General features: G+C 61.6%; 19 protein-coding genes. 12 read left to right on the plus strand and 7 right to left on the minus strand.

Annotation, left to right across the window (positions count from 1 at the left end; translation table 11 throughout):
* The first annotated feature begins 46 nt into the window (after positions 1-46).
* Positions 47-1,864, plus strand: coding sequence for a collagen-like triple helix repeat-containing protein (locus tag TK42_RS06460; RefSeq protein WP_103733864.1), 1,818 nt, complete (start codon positions 47-49; stop codon positions 1,862-1,864).
* Positions 1,865-2,050: 186 nt separating this feature from the next.
* Positions 2,051-3,733: a ShlB/FhaC/HecB family hemolysin secretion/activation protein gene (locus tag TK42_RS06465; RefSeq protein WP_103733865.1), complete on the plus strand. Its 1,683-nt coding sequence runs from the start codon at positions 2,051-2,053 to the stop codon at positions 3,731-3,733.
* A gap of 647 nt (positions 3,734-4,380) precedes the next feature.
* Here the strand turns inward: TK42_RS06465 and TK42_RS06470 are convergent.
* Positions 4,381-4,782, minus strand: a complete 402-nt coding sequence (locus tag TK42_RS06470) for a response regulator (RefSeq protein WP_032878083.1) — start codon at positions 4,780-4,782, stop codon at positions 4,381-4,383.
* A 53-nt stretch (positions 4,783-4,835) separates the two neighbouring features.
* Positions 4,836-5,033: a Flp family type IVb pilin gene (locus TK42_RS06475; RefSeq protein WP_032878084.1), complete on the minus strand. Its 198-nt coding sequence runs from the start codon at positions 5,031-5,033 to the stop codon at positions 4,836-4,838.
* Positions 5,034-5,368: 335 nt separating this feature from the next.
* Between TK42_RS06475 and cpaB the strand changes: the two genes are divergently transcribed.
* Genes cpaB through TK42_RS06515 form a run of 8 tightly spaced genes read left to right on the plus strand, consistent with a single transcriptional unit; the run spans position 5,369 to position 12,794 of the window.
* The gene (cpaB, locus tag TK42_RS06480; protein ID WP_103733866.1) at positions 5,369-6,313 is read left to right on the plus strand and encodes a Flp pilus assembly protein CpaB; all 945 of its coding nucleotides are present in this window, start codon (positions 5,369-5,371) and stop codon (positions 6,311-6,313) included.
* Between the two features lie 19 nt (positions 6,314-6,332).
* Positions 6,333-7,538 carry a type II and III secretion system protein family protein gene (locus tag TK42_RS06485; protein WP_032878086.1) on the plus strand — a complete coding sequence of 402 codons (1,206 nt, stop codon included), beginning with the start codon at positions 6,333-6,335 and terminating at the stop codon, positions 7,536-7,538.
* Positions 7,535-8,728 (plus strand): pilus assembly protein, encoded by a 1,194-nt coding sequence (locus tag TK42_RS06490; protein WP_032878087.1) that lies wholly within the window; start codon positions 7,535-7,537, stop codon positions 8,726-8,728. Before TK42_RS06485 ends, TK42_RS06490 begins: the two co-directional genes overlap by 4 nt.
* Positions 8,725-9,996, plus strand: a complete 1,272-nt coding sequence (locus TK42_RS06495; RefSeq protein ID WP_032878088.1) for a CpaF family protein — start codon at positions 8,725-8,727, stop codon at positions 9,994-9,996. Before TK42_RS06490 ends, TK42_RS06495 begins: the two co-directional genes overlap by 4 nt.
* A gap of 8 nt (positions 9,997-10,004) precedes the next feature.
* Positions 10,005-10,886, plus strand: a complete 882-nt coding sequence (locus TK42_RS06500) for a type II secretion system F family protein (RefSeq protein WP_032878090.1) — start codon at positions 10,005-10,007, stop codon at positions 10,884-10,886.
* A gap of 1 nt (position 10,887) precedes the next feature.
* Positions 10,888-11,775: a type II secretion system F family protein gene (locus TK42_RS06505; protein ID WP_005784440.1), complete on the plus strand. Its 888-nt coding sequence runs from the start codon at positions 10,888-10,890 to the stop codon at positions 11,773-11,775.
* A 10-nt stretch (positions 11,776-11,785) separates the two neighbouring features.
* Positions 11,786-12,511, plus strand: coding sequence for a tetratricopeptide repeat protein (locus TK42_RS06510; RefSeq protein ID WP_103733867.1), 726 nt, complete (start codon positions 11,786-11,788; stop codon positions 12,509-12,511).
* 10 nt (positions 12,512-12,521) lie between these two features.
* Entirely contained in the window at positions 12,522-12,794 is a 273-nt protein-coding gene (locus TK42_RS06515) for a DUF3613 domain-containing protein (protein ID WP_032878092.1), read from the plus strand.
* Positions 12,795-12,869: 75 nt separating this feature from the next.
* Here TK42_RS06515 and TK42_RS06520 read toward each other — a convergent pair whose 3' ends face one another.
* Entirely contained in the window at positions 12,870-13,655 is a 786-nt protein-coding gene (locus TK42_RS06520) for a response regulator transcription factor (protein ID WP_032878093.1), read from the minus strand.
* Between the two features lie 123 nt (positions 13,656-13,778).
* Complete coding sequence (locus TK42_RS06525) at positions 13,779-14,228, minus strand: prepilin peptidase (RefSeq protein WP_032878094.1); 450 nt, start codon at positions 14,226-14,228, stop codon at positions 13,779-13,781.
* Positions 14,229-14,299: 71 nt separating this feature from the next.
* Here TK42_RS06525 and TK42_RS06530 point away from each other — a divergent pair, with 71 nt between their 5' ends.
* Both TK42_RS06530 and TK42_RS06535 read left to right on the plus strand, forming a co-directional pair.
* The gene (locus tag TK42_RS06530; protein ID WP_032878095.1) at positions 14,300-14,737 is read left to right on the plus strand and encodes a TadE/TadG family type IV pilus assembly protein; all 438 of its coding nucleotides are present in this window, start codon (positions 14,300-14,302) and stop codon (positions 14,735-14,737) included.
* A complete protein-coding gene (locus tag TK42_RS06535; protein ID WP_103733868.1) occupies positions 14,734-17,487 on the plus strand; it encodes a PAS domain-containing sensor histidine kinase in 2,754 nt (917 codons plus the stop codon). Before TK42_RS06530 ends, TK42_RS06535 begins: the two co-directional genes overlap by 4 nt.
* Here TK42_RS06535 and TK42_RS06540 read toward each other — a convergent pair.
* From TK42_RS06540 to TK42_RS06550, 3 genes are all read right to left on the minus strand, one after another.
* Positions 17,472-19,415: a pilus assembly protein TadG-related protein gene (locus TK42_RS06540; protein WP_103733869.1), complete on the minus strand. Its 1,944-nt coding sequence runs from the start codon at positions 19,413-19,415 to the stop codon at positions 17,472-17,474. The two genes, TK42_RS06535 and TK42_RS06540, sit on opposite strands and share 16 nt — an antisense overlap.
* 128 nt (positions 19,416-19,543) lie before the next feature.
* Entirely contained in the window at positions 19,544-20,101 is a 558-nt protein-coding gene (locus TK42_RS06545) for a DUF4136 domain-containing protein (protein WP_032878099.1), read from the minus strand.
* Between the two features lie 44 nt (positions 20,102-20,145).
* On the minus strand, positions 20,146-20,748 hold the full coding sequence (locus TK42_RS06550) for a DUF4136 domain-containing protein (RefSeq protein WP_103733870.1): 603 nt from the start codon (positions 20,746-20,748) through the stop codon (positions 20,146-20,148).
* Between the last annotated feature and the right edge of the window lie 8 nt (positions 20,749-20,756).

Genomic DNA, 20,756 nt, shown 5'->3' on the forward strand with positions numbered 1-20,756 from the left:
AAGGTTTGAAACAACCCAGGTTGTACCAGGTGCAAGGAACTCAATCATGAAAACTCAAGTCGTGTTGTGGAAAGCAAGTACCGCGTTGGCCCTGATTCTGGCAATGAGCCTCGGCGGCTGCAGCAGTGGTGGCGGCGGGCATAAATCCAGCGTGGCGGCGTCATCGCCGGATGCTGGCGCAGGTGCGGGCACAGGTGACGGCGGCACGGGTGGCGGGACTGGTGGTGGCACTGGCGGCGGTACTGGCGGTACTGACGGTGGGACTGGCGGAACCGGCGGCGGAACCGGCGGCACTGACGGTGGCACTGGTGGAACCGGCGGCGGCACGGGCGGCACTGACGGTGGCACTGGTGGGACCGGCGGCGGCACGGGCGGCACTGACGGTGGCACTGGTGGGACCGGCGGTGGCACTGGCGGCACAGGTGGCGGCACCGGCGGGACGGGCGGTGGCACTGGCGGCACAGGCGGCGGCACTGGTGGGACCGGCGGCGGTACTGGCGGCACAGGTGGCGGCACCGGCGGGACGGGTGGTGGCACTGGCGGCGGAACAGGTTCGACAACCACCCCACTGATCACTGGCCAGATCGCCGGCACCTTCGGCACCACCGTAGGCAATGTAGGCACAGCGGTGGGTGATCTCGGCGGCACCCTGACCGCGGTTCCGATCGTAGGCACAACAGCAGGCGGGCTGGTCACCTCGGTCGGCACGGCTGTCAACACCATCGGCACCGGAGTCACAACAGGCTTGGGTTCCCTGGGGACCAGCAGCAACTCGCTGGGCATTACGGTCGCAGGTGTCGGCGGCGGCGTTGCTGACTTGGGCAGCGGCCTTTCGACCACCGGCCAATCACTGTCGACCACCCTCGGCGGTGTACCCGTCGTCGGCGGCCTGACAGGTGGCGTAGGCACTGCAGTCGGCGGCGTAGTGGATAAAGTCGGCACTACGGTAACCATGCTCGGCGATACCCTCAGTACCGCCAGCACCACCGGCCCATTGGGCTCGTTGACCAACACCCTCGGCGGCAAAGTAGTGGTGCCTGTGGTATCGCTGGTGGAAAACACCACCGGCAACCTCGGTACGGCAACCGGCCTGGGCACTCCAGTCAATGGCCTGCTGGATAAAGTCGGCTCGACGGTCACCAGCCTGGGGACTCAAGTCGCCAGTACTGGCGGTACCGGCAACCCTGTCACTACCGTGGTCGGCAGCGTGCTGACTGGCGTTGGCGGCACGCTCGACAAGTCTGGCGGCTATGTCGCCCCAACCGGTGGCACCGCAGCTCCCGGCATTCCAGAACTGGTCGGCGGCCTGGTCAGCAACGTCGGTACCGGCCTGAATGTCGGCAACACCAACGGCACGGTCAGTGCAGCGGGTGTAACCGGTGGCGCGCTGGGCAACACCATCGCTTCGGTAGGGACTGTGCTGGGTGGTACAGGTGTCGCCAACACAGGCGCCACGGCACCAGTCGCGGCAGTGGCAACCAATGTCGGCGCCGCGCTTAACCCGGTCACATCCGGCGTCACCGCGCTGACGCAAAACATTGGTACTACCACTGGCGTTGGCGCTCCGGTCAACGGGCTGGTGACGCAAGTGGGAGGGGCAGTCAGCAGCGTAGGCACCAACCTGACTGCCGCCAATGCAAACCCGATCACCAACGCAGTGGGCACCACCGTAACGGCTGTCGGCAACACTGTAGGTTCGGTGGGTGGCTTGGTCACCGGCGGCACTACCGGCACCAGCGGTGGCCTGCTCGGTGGCTTGAACATCGGCGCCACCACCACGACCACAGGCACTGCCACAACCACCGGCGGCACTACAGCCACTGGCGGTCTGGGCGGTTTGTTGAACGGCCTGACCGGCAAATAGAAATGCACCTGGCCGATTAGACGGCCTCCCCTACAGCGCCTACGCTTGGTTGAGACGAGAGACCCTAAATAAGTCTCTCGTCTTTTTTATGGGCGACGCCTTGTGTGATGAGCCGCCACCCTCCCGAACCGAGTCCCAGAACCCGGCGGGCCCGAAGCGCTGCTGCAGTTGACCATGGAGTGTCCTATGCGCGTATTAACGCCGTTGTTAATGCTAACCCTCAGCGCTTACGCCCAGGCCGAGCCCCTTCCCAGCTTTTTGAACAGCAATGACACCGTGCGCACCTTGCCGGTACCCAACCTGCCCGCCGATGCCTATCGACCGGCCACACCACAAACCCAAGTGCCTGAAACACCGCCGACTGCCGGCCAGCCCCTGTTGATGGACACCAAGGTCACCATTCGCAAGCTGCAGATCGAAGGCGGCACCATTTACCCGCTGACCGAGACGGCCCAAGTCTACGCACCGCTGATTGGCCGTGAGACCAACCTCGCGCAATTGATCGAAGCAACCCGTGGCATCACCCGCCGCTACCAGGAGGACGGCTACCTGTTGTCCTACGCGTTCCTGCCACAGCAGAATTTCGAAAACGGCCTGGTCCGCGTTGTTTTGGTGGAGGGTTACATCAAGGACTACCAGCAAACCGGCGACATCGGCTCGGTGTCGGCCTACGTCGACAAACTGGCGAAAAAACTGTTGGCCGAACGCCCGCTGACGCGCAAGACCTTCGAGCGCTACACCACGCTGATGAGCCGCATTCCCGGCCTGACCGTACAAGCCCAGGTGCCACCGCCCGGCACCACCGATGGCGCCACGCACATGCAGATCCAGGCCAGCCGCAAACCTTTCACCACCAGCATGAGCCTGGTGCAGAAAAGCCGTGGCGGTACGCAAGCCTTGCTCAGCGCCACCAGCAATTCGCAAACGTTCATGGGCGAACAACTGACCGTCAGCGGCCTGTTCCCGCCCGGCGAGGACAAAGAGCATTACTACCGTGTGGACTACAACCAGTTCATCAATGCCGAGGGCACCCAACTGGCACTCGCTGCCGAACGTTACCGCGCCGCCCCCAACAGCAGCGTGCAACTGGACGGCGGCTTCGAGCTCAAGCCGCACCAGTCGATCGATCGCTATTCCATCGGCCTGAGCCACCCGTTTATCGCCTCTCCCACCGAGTCATTGAGCCTGGGCACACGCCTGTACGTGGTGGACCAGACCACCCGTTACAAGCTGGTGGGCTACCCGCTGAGTTTCGACATCGAATCCAACCTGCGCGCCCTCGCCTTCGAGGGTGATTGGCGCAAGGCCGACGCACGCCGGTTACGCATCATCAGCGGCGGCCTGTACCAAGGCATCGACGGTTTGGGCGCCAAGGCGCGCAGTGACCTGGACGTGGCAAAACCCGACCTCGATTTCTTCCGCCTGCGCCTCTCCGGCGTGCAAAGCGACAAGTTCTTCGACAACTGGCAAGGCGTGCTCTCAGGTGCGTTGTACTGGAGCAACAACACCTTGCCCGACAGCGAACGCGCCACCTTCGGCGGGCAAAACTTCGGGCGTGGCTATCCTGATGATCAAGGCTCGGGCGACAAGGGCTGGGGGGTGGCGTACGAGGTCAACTACAGCTTCAACCGTGCTGGCAACTGGGTGAAGGTTTTGCAACCCTACGTGGTGCTCGACCGCGCCAAGACCTGGTTCAACGACCTGCCGGTCAAGGCCAGCGACATGTCTTCGGCGGCAGTGGGGTTACGCTTTGGCGATAACAAGTACTACAACATCGCCCTGGAGGCGGCCAAGCCGATGTCGGATATCGCCCTGGACAGTTTTAACCGCAGGCCACGGTATACGCTGAGTTTCAGTTATCAGCTTTGAGGAGCTTGATGCCTTGATCATTTGTTGGATCAGACTCGGTGAACATGTGGGAGGGGCGGTGCGACGATTCGACTTGCTCCCGATGGCGGCCTCAGGGCCGACCAGGATGTTGGATTAGACCGAGTACATATCCGTTATTTAGGTAACGGCCACTATTGGTTCCGCTTTTACAGCGGGTCACTTTTGGAAAAGAGCCCGGAATGCCGGCCCAGCCAAAAGTAACCAAAAGGGCTCTTGCCCCACCACTCGGCACCTCGCTTAGGCTCGGTGTGCCCGTAATCCGCCATGGATTTGGGGGGCCGCCGCCCCGCGCCATCCATGGCGCGGGGCGGCTAAACCGGCATCCCTGCCGGTTTACCCCCCCAAATCCCTGTCGAATTCCGGCCAGCGTGGTTTAACGGGGCGCCTCAGATCAAAAGCAGATCAAGAGCGGCTCGCTTCGCATCGTAGTTACCGTAGGGGGCTGCGAACTGAATTTGTGTAGATACCCATGCCACGATGAGGGAGTGTCAGCAGATGCATTTTTGCCTGACCCACCGCTATCGGGGGCAAGTCGAATCGTCGCACCGCCCCTCCCACATTTTGACCGAGGTGTATTAGTTCAATACCTGTCAGTTGTCAGGCAGCACTCGCATTTGATCCATCGATCAATGAGGCTTCGAGGGGGGAAACAAGTTATCCAGCGTATCAATCAACCGCACCAGATAGATCGGCTTGCGAAATAGATCCAGCACCTGCAAGCGCAGCATATCGCTGACATCATCCATCTCGGCATGACCGGACATCACGATCACAGGCAAATGCGAGCGAGAGGTATGTTCGCGCAGGCGCTTGATCAAGGAGATACCACTTTCCTCGGGCATACGCAGGTCGGTGATAACCAGGGCGATATCGGGATTAAGTGTCAGTTCTTGCAGGGCAAAAGTAACGGACGTGGCGGTAAAGCAGACGAATCCCTCGTTTTCGAGGGATTCGGCCAACTCGATCAGCGCATCCTCCTCGTCGTCCACCAATAGGATTTTTTGGCGGGATGACGAGGGGTTGCTCATGGGCAGTACCTGATAAAAAGAATCACCGGAACGAAAACGTACACCAGTTACGGTTAAGGCGCAGCTGGCAGCGCATCAGACACTTGCTTAAAGATGCCTTTTATCTTATCGCCAAGCCCAGTACCAATGCCGACGATAACCAACGCCACTATCGCCACAATAATCACATATTCAATAGCCGACGCCCCCTCTCTGCGACGCAGAAATAACTGGGCATGAATGTACAACTTCAAGAACAGGTCAAGGATCATAGGAAGATCTCCTTCATGCGCCACAAAGCGCCGTTACAGCTGGCCCGCACAATGATTGCCGTGTGCCACTAGAGCATTGTCAAGAAATTTAACACTCACAACTGTAAGAACGCATTAATCACAAAGTATTAGTCGCCGCAAACACGCCGCACATCCTGCATTTACAGGACCACCCTTGAACCTCAGATAATTTTTTCGTTCGGTAATGGCATTTTGTCCTAGCTGAGCTACCTTCAAATAGCCAAATCGTTAGTTGTTCATCACAGCCAAGTTGCGAATTTAACTCGTTTGAAGTAACGGGAAAAAAGCCGTGCAACAGGATAGGGAGAGCCGTCATGAACAGTCGCATCAGCATGGTCCTGGCTGGCTTGCTGCTTGTTGGGGCTTTGATTGCAGGGTATTGGGGCCTGGTGCTTAGCCGTTCTCCAGTGCCAGTGGCGGCCCCATCACCAGAACCTGTCATTTCCGTTGAAAAAACCGTCGCCGTCGTCGAGGACCAGACCCGCCAGCCGGTGGTGGTGCTGGTACACGCGGTGCCGCCTTTCGTCGCTCTCACTGCCGCCGATGTGGCGGTGGAAAAACTGCGCACCGTCCCGGCCGGGAGCCTCACTAGTCTCGACCAGGCCATCGGCCGCGCGCCTTTGCGTGCCCTGGGTGCCGGCACCTGGCTGAACGAAGAAAGCTTCACCGCCGGCGGCCCCCTGGCCCGCATGATCCGGGCGAATGAACGTGCCCTGGCCGTGGCTGTCGATGAAGTCATCGGGGCCGGTGGCCAGTTGAGCCCCGGCGATTACGTCGATGTGTTGCTGTTCCTGCGCCAGGACAATGCCAATGCCGAGCAGTCGGCACAGGTGGTTATTCCGGCGATTCGCTTGCTCAGCGTCGGCGATCAACTGGGCCTGGCCAACGACGGCCAACCCGCAGTGCCGCCACCGGCCACCGCCGAAGAACGCGCCCAGGCGGCCCAACGCCGTACCTCCGCGCGTAGCGTCGTGCTGGCAGTGCCAGAACCGCTGCTGAGCCGGCTGATGCTCGCCTCCCAGGCCGGCACGTTGCGCCTGGCCGTGCGCAGTGCCGATGAGCAACTGCTCAGCCGCTACTGGGCTGGCGAAAGCGATACCCCGGACAAAGTGCAAAGCGCCAACCGCGACCTCTACCAATTCACTCAATTGGCCCTCAGCGGACCGCCGAAGAAAATCGCCCCCACGGTTGCCGACACCGGCCAGCGCCGCGGCATCGAAGTGATTCGCGGCGCAGCCTCAGCACCCCAAACCCCCTGATTGAACAAGGATGCCTTGAATGAGCCAACGCTACGCTCAATTGGCCTTGGCCTTGATGCTGCCGTGCTTGCCCGTGGGCGTGGCGATGGCAGCACCGGGTAACTGCAACACCCTGGGCCAACTGCCCGCTGTGGTCGAGGTGGGCGAAGGTTTGCAAACCGAACTGCACTCGCCGGTGGCGATCACGCGCCTGGCCATTGGCGACCCGAAAATCGCCGACGTGCGGGTCAATGGCGACCGCAATTTCCTGCTGACCGGCGTCGGCACTGGCGCCACCAGCCTGATGGTGTGGACGAGCTGCTCGACCGGCCCGCGCCAGAGCATGGTGTTCGTCAAGGGCAAGGCCACTTCGGCGCTGACCAGCCAATCGCTGTCGCCCTCCGAGGACCCGACACTGCCCAGCCAAGTGCAGACCGACATCCGCTTCGTCGAAGTCAGCCGTACCAAGCTCAAGGAAGCCAGCACCAAGATCCTCGGCATGGGCAAGAACTTCTTCCTCGGCAGCCCCGACCTGCTGTCTCCAGCCGAGAGCGTGTTCAAATTGCCGGTGAGCGCTGACAGCTTCAACATCGGTTTCGGTGGTGGGCGGGTCAAGGCATTGATCAACGCGCTGGAGAGCAGCGGCTTTGCCTACACCCTGGCGCGCCCGAGCCTGGTGGCCATGAGCGGCCAGAGCGCGACCTTCCTGGCCGGTGGTGAAGTGCCGATCCCGGTGCCCAGTGCCGGCAGCGATACCATCACCATCGAATACAAGGAGTTCGGCATTCGCCTGACCCTCACGCCCACGGTTATCGACCACAACCGCATCGCCCTGAAAGTCGCCCCGGAAGTCAGCGAACTGGATTACAACAATGCGATCCGCATCGAGGGCATTCAGGTGCCGGCCCTGACCGTGCGACGTACCGACACCAGCGTGTCGTTGGCCGACGGCGAAAGCTTCGTGATCAGCGGCCTGATCAGCAGCACCAACCGCTCCACCATCGCCAAGCTTCCGGGCCTGGGCGATATCCCGATCCTTGGCGCGTTTTTCCGTGACTCCAATATCCAGAGCGAAGAGAAAGAGCTGCTGATGATTGTCACCCCGCACCTGGTTCGACCCTTGGCGGCCAATGCGCAATTGCCGTCCTTGCCCGGCGAAAAACTGCGCAACTATGACCCGAACTGGTTCCGCCTGTTCTTCCTGGAAAACGGCAACTTCGACCGTCGCAGTGGACTTTCCCAATGAGCGATAGCCTGAGCCAGACCTTCCTGGCAATCACCCGCAACAGCACCGACCTGGAATGGCTCCAGGGTGCGCTGGCACCGCTGGGTCAAGTGATCAGCGTGGGCGGCGGCAGCCTCGACGAACTGCTGGCGCTGGTGGACGTGACCTTCGCCAACCTGGTGTTCGTGGGCCTGGACCGCGAGCACCTGGTGGCCCAAAGCGCCTTGATCGAAGGCGCACTGGAAGCCAAACCGATGCTGGCGGTGGTCGCGCTCGGCGATGGCATGGATAACCAATTGGTACTCAACGCCATGCGCGCCGGCGCCAGGGACTTTGTCGCCTATGGCTCGCGCTCCAGTGAAGTCGCCGGGCTGGTGCGGCGCCTGAGCAAACGCCTGCCGCCCACCGCGCCCAATGCCCACCTTGGCGGCCTGACCGTGCTCTACGGCGCCCAGGGCAATACCGATGGCGCCCTGCTCGCCAGCCACCTGGCGATGGTGGTGCAAAAGAGCGGCCAACAAACCCTGCTGCTCGACCTCGGCCTGCCCAAGGGCGACAGCCTCGCGCTGCTGGGCCTGGAGAGCACCTTCAATTTCGGCGACGCCTTGCGCCACCTGCGCCGCCTCGACACCACACTGATCAACAGCGCGTTCACCAGCACCGACACGGGCTTGCGCATCCTCGCCTACGCCGGCAACGAAGAGCCCCTGGAAGTGACCAGCGCCGCCGAGCTGTACATGCTGCTCAGCGCCCTGCGCCAGCACTTCCAGCACATCGTGGTGAACCTCACCGGCCAGGCTGACAGCGAAGCGTTGCGCACCTTTGTCAGCCACTGCGACAAGCTGCTGTGGTGCACCGACCAGGGCGTACTGGACTGTCGCCGCAACCTCGCGGTGCTGAACCTGTGGCGCGAAAAAGGCATGAAACTCGACCATGCCAAGCTGCTTGTCGACCGCTATATCAAAGGCTGCGCGCCCGACACCGAAGCCCTGGAAAAAAGCTTCGGCCTTGAGTGCATCGCCGTATTGCCGCTGAGCCCCGAAGTGCGCCTGAACGCCAAGAACCAGGGGCAAAGCCTGTTCACTTTGGCGCCACGCGAAGCCTTGACCCAAGCCCTGCGTCAGCTGGGTGAGCGCCTGGCGAAACGCTCCGAGGGCATTGCAAAACCCTCGACGCGCTGGTTCGAGCGCCTGTTGGGGCCAGGTCGATGAACGGCGAAAAACTCTTCGGCGCCCCAACTCGCGGCGCCGCCGCGCACAACGATCACGACGGCCTGAAACTGGTGCTGCATCGCTACATCATCGACGCCATCGAGGAGTCCGGACAGAATTTGCTGGAAGGCTCGCGCCAATCCCTGGCGCAATTTGTCATCGACAAAGTCGCCGAATACATCACGCGCATGCACCTGGCGATCTCGCGCTATGAGATGGAGCGCCTGGCCGAAGAAATCGTCGATGAGCTGACCGGCTTCGGCCCACTGGAAGTGCTGCTGCGCGATGTGTCGGTGACCGAGATCCTGGTCAACGGCCCGCACCGGGTGTTTATCGAGCGCGACGGTGTGCTGTACCAGAGCGACCTGCGCTTTATCGATGCGCACCATGTGGAGCGCGTCATGCAGCGCATCCTTGCGCCACTGGGGCGGCGCCTGGATGAATCCTCGCCAATGGTCGATGCGCGCCTGCCTGACGGTAGCCGGGTCAACGCGATCATCCCGCCGATTGCCCTGGATGGGCCCTGCCTGTCGATCCGAAAGTTTCGCAAGGACATGCTCAAGAGCAGCGACCTGGTGGCGATGCAAACCATAGACCACAGCATCTTCGAGTTCTTCCAGGAGGCGGTGGGCAAGCGCTGCAATATCCTTATCAGTGGCGGCACCGGTACCGGCAAGACCACGCTGCTCAATATCCTCAGCCAATTGATCAACCCCCATGAGCGCCTGGTCACCATTGAAGATGTGGCCGAACTGCAACTGGGCCACCCCCATGTGGTGCGCCTGGAAACCCGCCCGCCCAATGCCGAAGGGCATGGCGAGGTCAAAGCCAGCGACCTGATCCGCAACGCCCTGCGGATGCGACCCGACCGCATCATTCTTGGCGAAATTCGCGGCGTAGAAGTACTCGACGTGATGACCGCCATGAACACCGGCCACGATGGTTCCATGAGCACCGTGCACGCCAACAATGCCCAGGACGCGCTGCTGCGCCTGGAAACCCTGGTGGGTCTGACCGGGCGCGTGGTGGCGGAAAAAACCCTGCGGCAAATGATCTGTGCGGCACTCGATGTGGTGATCCAGCTGACACGCCTGCCCGATGGGCGCCGGTGCGTCAGCGAGGTGGTGGAAGTGGTGGGCGTGCGCGATGACGTGTATGTCACCAATACCCTGTTTCGCCTGGACCGCCGTACCGGTTTTGGCTTCCTGCGCGAGGCGCTCAACCCGGCCGGCGACAAGCTGCGGCGTGAATCGGCATTGCCGTTGTAGAGGGCACCATGACCGGACTTATCTTGCTGCTCATCTGCATCCTGCTGATCAGCCTGTCGGTGTGGCTGTTCCAGCGCGGGCTGCGCCAGGCGGGCACCGACCGCGTGCTGGAGCGTCTCGCCGACGGCCAGCCGTTGCCCCAGGAACCGAACGGCAGCTGGATTGCGCTGGAGCGCATGTTCCAGCGTGCCGGCCTGGGCAAACCCACCGATCGCCTCGGGTTGTGGCTCTGTTGCTGGGCCGTGGGCATGTTGCTGGGCTACCTGCTGGCCGACTGGCTGGGTTTGCTCACCCTGTTGATAGCGCCGCCGCTGCTGCTGCGCTTGTACATTGCCTGGCGCTACCAGCGACGCGTGCAGCGCATGATCGAACAATTGCCGCAACTGCTGGACCACAGCGTGCGCAGCCTCAAGTCGGGCCGTACCCTCGCCGATGCCGTACTGGGTGCTATCGACAGCACCGAGGCGCCACTCAAGCAGGCCATGAGCCGCATCCAGCGCAACGTGCAGATGGGCGTAAGCCTGCCGGAATCTGTCAGCGACTTTGCCGAGTTCTATGAACGCGATGAGTTTCGCCTGTTTGCCCTGGGCTTGAAGGTCAACCACCGCTACGGCGGCAACGCCAGTGAATTGCTGGAGAACCTGATCAAGATGATTCGCGAGCGTGAGCAGGGCGCACGCCAACTCAAGGCCATGACCGGTGAAACACGCATGACCGCTTATGTGTTGGCGGGCTTGCCCATCGTCATGGTGGGCTACTTCCTGATGGTCAACCCGGGTTATCTGATGAGCATGTGGAATGACGGTACCGGGCGCTATTTGTTGCTGGCCGCGGTGGCGCTCGACATCACGGGCACCTTCGTCATGTGGCGCATGTTGCGGAGTATTTGAAATGGCGATTCTGATCAGCATCCTGCTGTTGCTCGCCGCCGTCGCCTTGATAGCCGGCAACCTGCTGGAGCAACGGCGGCGCCAGCGCATGGTCAGCCAGCGCCTGCAAGGCCACCTGACCCGCGAAGACAAACTCGGCAGCCTGATGCGCCAACTGGGCGCAAGCCAGGTGGCCCAGCGCTCGGTCAGCCTGGACAACGAAACACAGACCCTGCTCAACCGTGTGGGCTGGCGCAAGGCCAACCAACGCTCGATGTTTGCCGCCTGCCAGGTCGGCGTACCGATCGTGCTGCTGGGCCTGACCCTACTGGGCCAGCAACTGCTGTTCCCCCATGCCGGCTCGCCGTGGATCGCGCCGGCGGTGGCCCTGGGGATTGGTTACCTGCTGCCCAAGCGCGTCCTGGCCCTCAGCGCCAAATATCGCCAGGAACGCATTGCTCGGGAAATCTCCACGTTCATTCCGCTGCTGCGCATCCTGTTCGAATCCGGCATGGCGGTTGAGCAATCACTGCGAGTGTTGAGCACCGAAGCCCAGCGCCTGCTCCCTGACTTGACCCATGAACTGCGCCTGATCCTGGCGCGAGTCGACTCGGGCCTGGAGCTGTCCGAGGAGCTGGGCAAGACCGCGCGCCTGCTGGCGGTGGACGAGTTCACCGACACCTGCATCATTCTTCAGCAACTGATTCAGCAGGGCGGCGGCGCGATGAAGTCGCTGCTGGCGCTCAAGCAATTGCTCGATGACCGCCGCCTGACTCGCCTGCAGGAATACATCTCGAAAATGTCGGCGAAGATGTCGGTGGTGATGATGGTGTTCCTGTTTCCAGCCTTGCTGATTGTGCTCGGGGGCCCGGCCATGATCGCCATCTCCCGCGCCCTGAATAACTTCTGAGGAGTCTGTTATGAAGCCACTGATTGTCGCCATAAGCGTGCTGATGCTGGGTGGCTGCGCCAGTAATGGCCTGGCTCCGTGGGCCGGCTTGCTGGCGCCCGGCAGTTGCCCCAAACCCAGCTCGGACCAGGAGCTGTCCTTGAACCTGGCCGACGACATGGCCAACGAAGGCAAGCTGCACGCCAGCCTGGCCAACCTGCAAAACCTGCCCGCTACCTTGCCTCAGGTGCGCCAGCGCCAGGCCCGCGCCTATCGCCTGCTGGGCCGCACCGAGGCCGAGCCGTTGTACCGCAGTTTGCTCGGCACCTGCCTGGCCGCCGATGGCGAGCACGGCCTGGGGCAACTGGCATCGGCCAAGGGCGACAATGGCCAGGCCATGGCCCATCTGCAACGTGCGGCACGCCTGGCGCCCACCGACGAAAAAATCCGCAATGACTTGGGCGTGGTGTACCTCGATCAACTGCGCCTTGAAGACGCACGCTTTGAATTCATGACCGCCATCGAACTCAAGCAGAGCGATCAATTGGCGGCGGTGAACCTGGTGACCTTGCTGATTTACCAGGACAACTGGGAGCAGGCCGCAAAAGTGGTCGGCCAACTCGGGCTGGGCCCCGAGCAAGTGACACAGGCCCAGGCACGCGCGCAACGCATCAGGGGTGCGGCTGCGGCAACGGTACGTCCATCCAAAGACCAGGTAGCGGCCGTCAGCGACACGCTGCCGGCGTCTGTGAAATAGGGAGCCGATGATGAAACTCCATTACCTCGCCAGCCTCGCATTGCTGGCCCTGCCCTACGCAGCATCGGCCATCGAGGCTGGACCGTCTTCGCCGCAGCAGGCGGAAACAGAAAACTGGATGGCCCTGCAACTCAGCGGGCGCGCAGCCTCGGCCAACCCGCAAAAGACCACGCCGGCGGAACGCGAGCAGGCGCTGAAGCGCTGGCTGGACAGCAACAAACATCCGATCCCGGAGTTCTTTGATCAGAAGGTGGGCGGGTCTGCGCAGAGCGGGAATAAATAGGGTGACTGTGGGAGGGGGCAAGCCCCCTCCCACATTGAATCTCTACCTGCTTTTGCTCTGCCGTTGACTGGGCTTTCAGTGCGCCGTCACCCGCTGGCCCATCGCCGAGTTGCTCGGTGACAACGCCAGCGCCAACTGTGTGCGATTGTGCATATGGGTCAGGCGCAGCACCTGGGACACATACAGCTTGACCGTGTTCTCGGTGATCCCCAGTTCACAGGCAATCTGGTAGTTGGTCTGCCCCTTGCCGACCAGGCGCGCCACGTCCAACTGGCGCGGAGACAACTGATTGAAGATCGCCGGGATTTCCACTGGCCCGGCTTCGTCAGCCATCGCCTCGCCGTCGCTGGCCTTGGGCGCCGGGTTGCGCCGCACCTTGTCCAGGTCCATATACAAGTCATTGATGGATTCGGACAGGTACTGCAACTTCTGGTTAAGCGTACCCAGTTGCAGGTCCTTTTGCCGCTCCTCCAATGCCGCTTCCTGGCGCTTGAGGCCTTCGAGCAGTTCATCCAGGTTGATCGGTTTCTGGTAGTAATCGGCGATCCCTGCACGCAGGGCCTTGATCACATCCTGCTTGTCGGCGCGCCCGGTGAGCATGATCGCTTCAAATGCACGATGCTTGCCGGCGACGCGTTGCAACGCCTGAACCAGTTCGATGCCATCCATGTCCGGCATATGCAGATCGCACAGCACCAGGCCGATCAGAGGGTCTTCGCTGAAACGCTCTATAGCTTGTTTGCTGGACTCGCACGGGACACAACGGTACCCGCTGCTTTCAAGAAATTCACAGAGCTCCTCTACGATTAACGGTTGGTCGTCGACTACGAGCACTTTTACTGCAGATGTAAGCTTGTTCACGCGCTACTCCATGCCTGGCAAGCCAAAAGGTGACCTATCCTTTCTGACGAAAAATCCCACAACCACTCATTAAACGTAGACGTACTTTCTGACTATGTACATACGACTAATCAACTCGAACGACTAGTGGATCCAAAGCCAGCAGGCGGCATAACCTGTCAGAACAAAGGGTGCAAAAGGCTGTTTTGTTGACACCTGCGCGTCCCGCTCTACATGGCTTGAGCTAAGCCCTTGATGCATAAGTGCCCATGCCACCATGGCGATGCCCGCGCCAATCAGAGACCCCAGCAGATACTCGGTATTGGAGGCCAAGCCCAGGGCTGCCAACAACTTCACATCCCCGGCGCCGAAGCGGCCCAACGCATAACCCGGCAGGGTCAGGGCGAGCGCCAGCACCAGGGCCAGGCCGCCATCGCTGCGTGGAGCACCGAGCCACGTCGAGCCGGTCCACAGCAGGTAGATCAACGCCAGTAATCCGACGCCCAGGGTCAGCGTATTAGCAATTTGCCGCTCACGCATATCCTGTAAAGCGCACAGCCCCAACCACAGCAATATCACTACATTCTGGATCACGTAAAAAACATCCCTTTTTGCCGAATGATTCTATGCTGATATCAGGTACTCGCCTCAGGGTAGACGCAGTCATGAAATCAGGCCTCCCGAGAAAGCAAAAAGGTGCGGCGGCGATCGAGTTTGCCTTGGTCTTCGTAATCTTCTTTGCGGTGTTCTACGGCCTCCTCAGCTACAGCTTGCCGCTGCTGCTGATGCAGTCGTTCCACCAGGCGGCGGCAGAAGGCGTGCGCCGCAGTGTGTCACTGGACCCAGGCACCGCAGGCTATTCGGCTTTGGTTGTGCAGCGCGCCAAAGATGCAGCCCAGGCGCAGTTGAACTGGATCCCCGGCTCCTTGAATTTTTTGCCCGGCTACATCACCGCCACTTACACCAATAACTTGCTGACGGTGAAAATCACTTATCCATCAGCCAACATCAAAGCGGTGTTGCCGGCCCTGGTATTGCCTGGCGTTGGCACCGTTCCGAACCTGCCCACCAACCTGACCGCTACCTCGAGCCTTCAGTTTTGACGACGGGGGATAAATTGTTCGCACGCCTGCGCGGGCGCAGCAGCGCCTTGGCCCTGGATGCCCCGGCAACGCCTGTGCCGGGCCTGCAGTTGCAACTGGACAACCTGGGCCAAGTGCTAAGCATTGCCGGTAGCCTGCGGCCTCTGCTCGACCAACACCTGGTCAACACGCCCAACCCGCCGTTGCGCACATTGCTGTGCCCGAGCAGCGCGCTGAGTGTCGAAGGTGCACCGCCGCAATGGCAACGACAGGGTCTGGACCTGGACTTTCAGGGTGCCGCCGGCCTGGTTCTGCACACCCGCGGCTGGCTTGAGCCAGAGGGCGACGGCTGGGCCCTGCGCCTGCTGGATGTCACCGACCTGCTGGCCGACCGGGCACGGATGCAACAGCGCGAACAGAACCATCAACTCGCTGGCCTGATGAGCGAACAACTGCGCGTGTGCAGCTTCAACCGCCTGCCACAGGTGTTCAACGAGCACCTGCGCAGCGTGGCCCAGCGCTGGCGCATACCTTGCGTAGCGATGGCGCTGCTCGACGAAGACGATCAGGGTTGGCGCATCTACAGCCAATACGCCGCCCATGATGCCCCGGCCCTGTGGCAAACCGGGCAGCATCTTGGCACCAGCCTCGACAGCCTGAACGGCAACATGCCTCTGAACCTGGACATTGCCCTGGGCCGCAGCGAGAACCCGCGCCTGCACAGCATCTTCGGTAATGCCGGCGGATTGCTGGTGCCCTACCGCGACAGCCACGGCGTGGCGGCCTGGTTGTTGTGTGGCTGCTACGACGGCCAGGTGGATCACACCCGCGAACGTGACTGGCTCACCCTGTGCGCCGCCCTCGCCGCGCCACTGCTGAGCCGCCTGCGTGAACAGCGCCACCACCAACAACTGGAACGGGTGGAAGCCTTGCAGAGCCTGCTCGGCACCGGCTGGTGGGAACTGTTGCCCGCCACCCAAGAGATCCAGCTGGCGCCACAATTGCTGCGCAACCTGAGCCAGGAGGACGGCCCCACCCGCCAGGCCCTCGACACCTGGCTCGGATTGATCCACCCCGCCGACCGCCAAGCCCTCAATAGTCGCCTGCAAGATCTGCAAGCCCTGGGCAAGCCGTTGCTGACCAGCGTACGCCTGCAACGCACACAGGCCGAGCAGGCGCCGCTCTGGTATCGCATACAGGGGCAAGTGCTGGGCGTGGGCAGTGAGCGGCGCTGGATCGGCTTCATGCTCGACATCAGCGACATCAAGAACCAGCAACTGCAAGCCGCCTCCGCCCATGCGCGCCTGGACAACCTGATTGCCAGCTCACCGGCGGTGATCTATGTACAGCGCTACGTCAACGGAGCGCTGCACCCGGCGTTTTTCAGCGCCAGCCTGTTACCGCTGCTGGGCTGGACCTTGGCCGAGTGCAACCACGACACCCTGGCAACGCTGATCCACCCCGACGACCGCGAACTCTACTTTGAACGCACCCGCCAACTGCTGCGCGAAGGCACCGTGCGCAGCCGCTACCGGTTGCGCGATAAACAAGGCCATTACCACTGGCTGCTCGACGAAGCCAAGCTGTTGCGCGATGACCTCGGCCTGCCGGTGGAAGCCGTGGGCCTGTGGCTGGACGTGACCGAAGCGACCCTGGCGGCTGAGCAAGTGCGCCAGAGTGAGGAGCGCTACCGCATCCTGGTGGAAGACTCACCGGCAATGATCTGCCGCTACCGGCCCGACCTGATCCTGACCTTCGGCAACACGCCGCTGGCCAACTACCTGGAATGCCAGCCCGCCCAATTGCCGGGCATTGACCTGGGCCAATGGCTGTCGGATGAACAGCGCGCGTCCTTTGTGCAACGCATCGCGCGATTGACCCCCGAATTCCCGGTCAGCACCGCCGAGATCAGCCTGCAACTGCCCGGACGCGAACATGCCTGGTGGGTGTGGTCCGACCGTGGCGTGTTTGATCAGCAAGGCACCCTGGTGGAAGTGCAAGCCGTGGGCCGCGACAACACTGAAGTGCGCCGCTCACAACAACAACTGACCCAAAGCGCCAAAATGGCCACCCTCGGCGAAATGGCTACCGGCCTGGCCCATGAGATCAACCAGCCGCTGAACGTAATGCATATGGCCGTCGTCAACGTGCTCAAGCGCCTGGGCAATGGCGATGTGCAAATCGACTATCTCACCGAAAAACTCCAGCGCATCGACGCCCAGGTGCAACGCGCAGCCCGGGTGGTCGACCACATGCGCGTGTTCGGCCGTCGCTCGGAAATCGAGCAGCAACCGTTCGACCCGGCGCAAGCGCTGGAAGGCACCCTGGCGTTGCTCAGCGAAGGCTTGCGTGGCAAAGGTGTGGAAGTGCGCATCACACCTGCGGACTTTGCGGTGCAGGTCAAAGGCTACGTCGATCAGTTGGAACAGGTGCTGATCAACCTGATGGTCAACGCCCGCGACGCTCTGCTCAGCCAGCGCGAAAAGAATCCCGCACTGCGCCCCTGGATTGCCCTGTACAGCGAGCATGACCGCCACCATGTACGCATCTGGGTCGAAGACAACGCAGGCGGCATTGACCCGCGCTTGCTGGAACGGATTTTCGAGCCGTTCTTTACCACCAAGCCAATCGGCGTAGGCACCGGGCTGGGGCTCTCGGTGAGCTATGGGATTGTAGAAAACATGGGCGGGCGCCTGAGCGTCAGCAATGGCGAGGCGGGAGCGAAATTCTGCGTAGAACTGCCCATCGTCCAGGATCAGATCACCAGGTAAGCCCGGCCCATATGGCAGGTGAGGTTGGCGCCAACTTCGGCGTTGCCCAAGTTGATGCCCAAGGCACTGAGCAACGTGTTGACGATGGGATCAAGGATCGGCGACAGCACGTTCTGGATCAGCCCCACCACCGCCGTGGTGATTGTCGCCAGCAGCCCGGCGACGCCAGCCAGCGCACCGTTGGATACGCTGCCGCTGGGCGGTGCGTAAGTCACCTGCAAGCCATTTAAAGTCGCCGCCAGGCTACCGACGATATTGGCTGTGCCCGGCGCGAACTTATAGGTCGGCGGCGCATTCATCTCGGCAACCGGCGAAAACACCATCGTGCTGGTTTGCGCGGCAATGGTGGAGTTGGCCTTCAACAGCAAACCGCCCCCCACATTGGGTGTACGGGTGGGGCTGCACAACAGCGTCAGGACAACACAGTAGCGCTCGCCAAAATCGATCAGCCTGACAGGCTGCACATTGACAGGTGCGGATGAAGAAAAAGCCGCTACCGGATCCACCGTACCAACCGCCAGGGTAGCCAGGGACGTAGTGGTTTTCACCGTCAAGGATTTGGAGGCCGGCGAGTCGCAATTGAAGTCCGTGACATGGGTTTGCGCGCTGCCGGCTTCAATGTAAATGGCCAGCGACGTCGTAACATCAACATCAGCCACATTGCAGGCCACCAGGCATAGCACCCCTCCCACCACTGCCGGCAGGTTGAGGTTCAACAAGCCCTTGACCACTTGAGACACCGGCGTACCCAGCCCCGTCAATATGGAAGCCACGCCGGACACGGCCTTGATAATCGGCGCCTGTACGGTCACCAATGTGCGCACTTGCGCAGTACGCACAAAAATCTGATCGGTCGGAGGGACATTCAATAAGCCCTTCTTCGCCAATGCCGGATTGCCAATGGCCGACAACTGCGGCGGCTCAATGACTTTGGTCTGGATCGAAACGTTGCCCACCAGCGGAATAGCGATTTGCGCCGCCGCACTCACGGCATTCTTGCTGCTGGACAACTGCGCCACCGCTTCGAGCAACTGAAACAGTTGCACATTGGTATTGAGCGCCGCCGTCGGCGTGCCAGTGGCGATGTCGATCAGGTCCCCCACCGTCAACAGCTTGGAATTAGGCGCAATCGCTTCAATAGAAATCACGTCATTGATCACCGACGTGACCGCCGCGCCGTTTTTCTGCAAGACCTTGACGGCGGCATCGATCAACTGGGTAGCGGAGACGGCGGTGTTAAGTAATGCATCGTAGTCTCCAGCCTTTACCTGCAAGTCGATCGCTAACTGGTCCAGATAACTGAGCAGGTTGACGTTGGTCTGCAACAAGCCGTTCCAACCGGCTGCCGTGAGCGACAGGTTGCCCCCCAGCAGGTTGCCGATGACCAGGTTCAGTATTGGCGACTTGCTCGAATCGACACTGGCCAGGCTGCTGCGGATCGACAACTGCGCTACCGGAGGAGGCGTCGCCGCGACAGCGGTGGCGCTCAGGTTGATTTGCGCGGTGATCGGCGCGCCACTAAAGAGGTTCCACAGACCGTTGGCGATGCTGCTCATCACCGTGCGCGAAGCCACCACGCGGATCGCGTCGCTCTTGGTGGCATCGGCGGTAAACACCCGAGTGTTCAGGGCGTTGGTGGCCAGGGTCCCGCACGTTACGGCCAAGGTGCGGCCATTGCCGACCACAAAACCATTGCGCGCAGCGTTTTGCGTGGCGTAGGCGTTGGCCGTGGTGTTGGCGCCGCACTGACCACCGAGGCCGGCCGCTTCCAGCGCCGAAGTATCGGCGACGGACTGCAGCTTGCGCTTTTCCAGATACAGACGCCCGCTGTCGACCGCCAGCAAAGTAAACACCAGGGCCAAGGCCAAGGTGCCTGCCGCCATCAAGCCTATTGCCCCACGCTGCCTGGAACCGAATCGGGGAGACATCGAAGCACTCCTGCGCTAACTCACCGGGGTTGCACTGGAGTGTAGACAAGGGACAGGCAGGTTGCTGGCAACTCGCCACATTGACGACTGATAAAAGTTTCCCTCCCACATTAGTTATCCGATGTTGATTAGTGCGGAGGATAGTTGGAAAGGATTTTGGTCACCGTACTGCGGATGGCCTTGCTGCGATCTTCCGGATTAGGCGTGCTGGCCATCATTTGCTCGTCGCTGCCGCGCCACACCAGTTTGCCGTCCTTGCCGTCGAGCAGGTCGATCTGGATGGTCGCCACTTTATAGGTGATGTTGCGCGTTTCGTTGTACATCGGCGCGCCCCAGTAGCCATTCCATGGGCCGCCCCAGGCGCCGCCGTAGTTGGTGGTGACTTGTTGCTGGCGGTCTTCGACGATCAGGTACGCCTGTACATTCAGGTCGGCCTTGGTACCTGCCGCTGCCGGGCGCAGGCCGCGTTGGTCGAGTTGCTCGCCCACGGCCTGGCGGATGCGCTGCTCGGTAAGGTCGCTCTTGATCCGCGGGTCATCGGGGCGGTACTGCAACGCCGGGTCTTTCCAGGCCCAATTGCGGTAGGCGCCAAAGTCGCGGCTGGCGTCGAAATCGTGGTTGACCTGGTTGCTCTGGCAACCGCCCAGCAACACAACAACAGCAAGTGCAGCGATGCGACCCAACATGATGTTCTCCAGAAAACGACATGAACCTGAAATGAGAATAGCTGCTAACTGGGCGGATAGGCAGCCATTGCCTTCTGCATTGCCTTGCGCAAGCTATCGGCGCGCTCACTCAGGCTGCCCTGGCTGGTGGTTTCTGCGCTGGTGCTCCACACCTGTTGGCGGGTGCGGGCGTCGAACAGGCTGATGCGCGCCACCGCCACCGTCACTTCATAGGTGCGTACCACAGGCACTGTGTTGTACATGCCATAACCGTTGCCATAGCGGTTGTAGCCACTGTAGCCATACCCGTAATCGTCCTGGACCTGGCGCAGGCGCTTCTCCAGGCGCACATCGGCACTCACCAGCAGGTCGGGCACACGGTTGTCATGCAAGGGGCGCAGGCCGCGCTGGTCGAGGGCGCCGCTGACCGCCTCGGCAATCTGTGCCGAATCGGCCCAGGCCGTACCCGCCGGCAGTTGGCCGTTGAGCCAGCCCCAACTGCGATAGGCGCCATAGTCGCGTACTGGTGCCGGATAGGCGCTGGCATCAAAGGTCGTGGCCGCCTGCGCCGGAGCCGGCGGCATCGGCGCTGAAGCGGCGACGTAAGGGTTGGGGCTGGAGCACGCCCCCAGCCCCAGGGATAACAGGATTAAACCGAGACGACGCATTTCGACCT

The sequence above is a fragment of the Pseudomonas sp. GZJR-8 genome, from assembly GCF_002916705.1.
Taxonomy (GTDB): Bacteria; Pseudomonadota; Gammaproteobacteria; order Pseudomonadales; family Pseudomonadaceae; genus Aquipseudomonas; species Aquipseudomonas synxantha_A.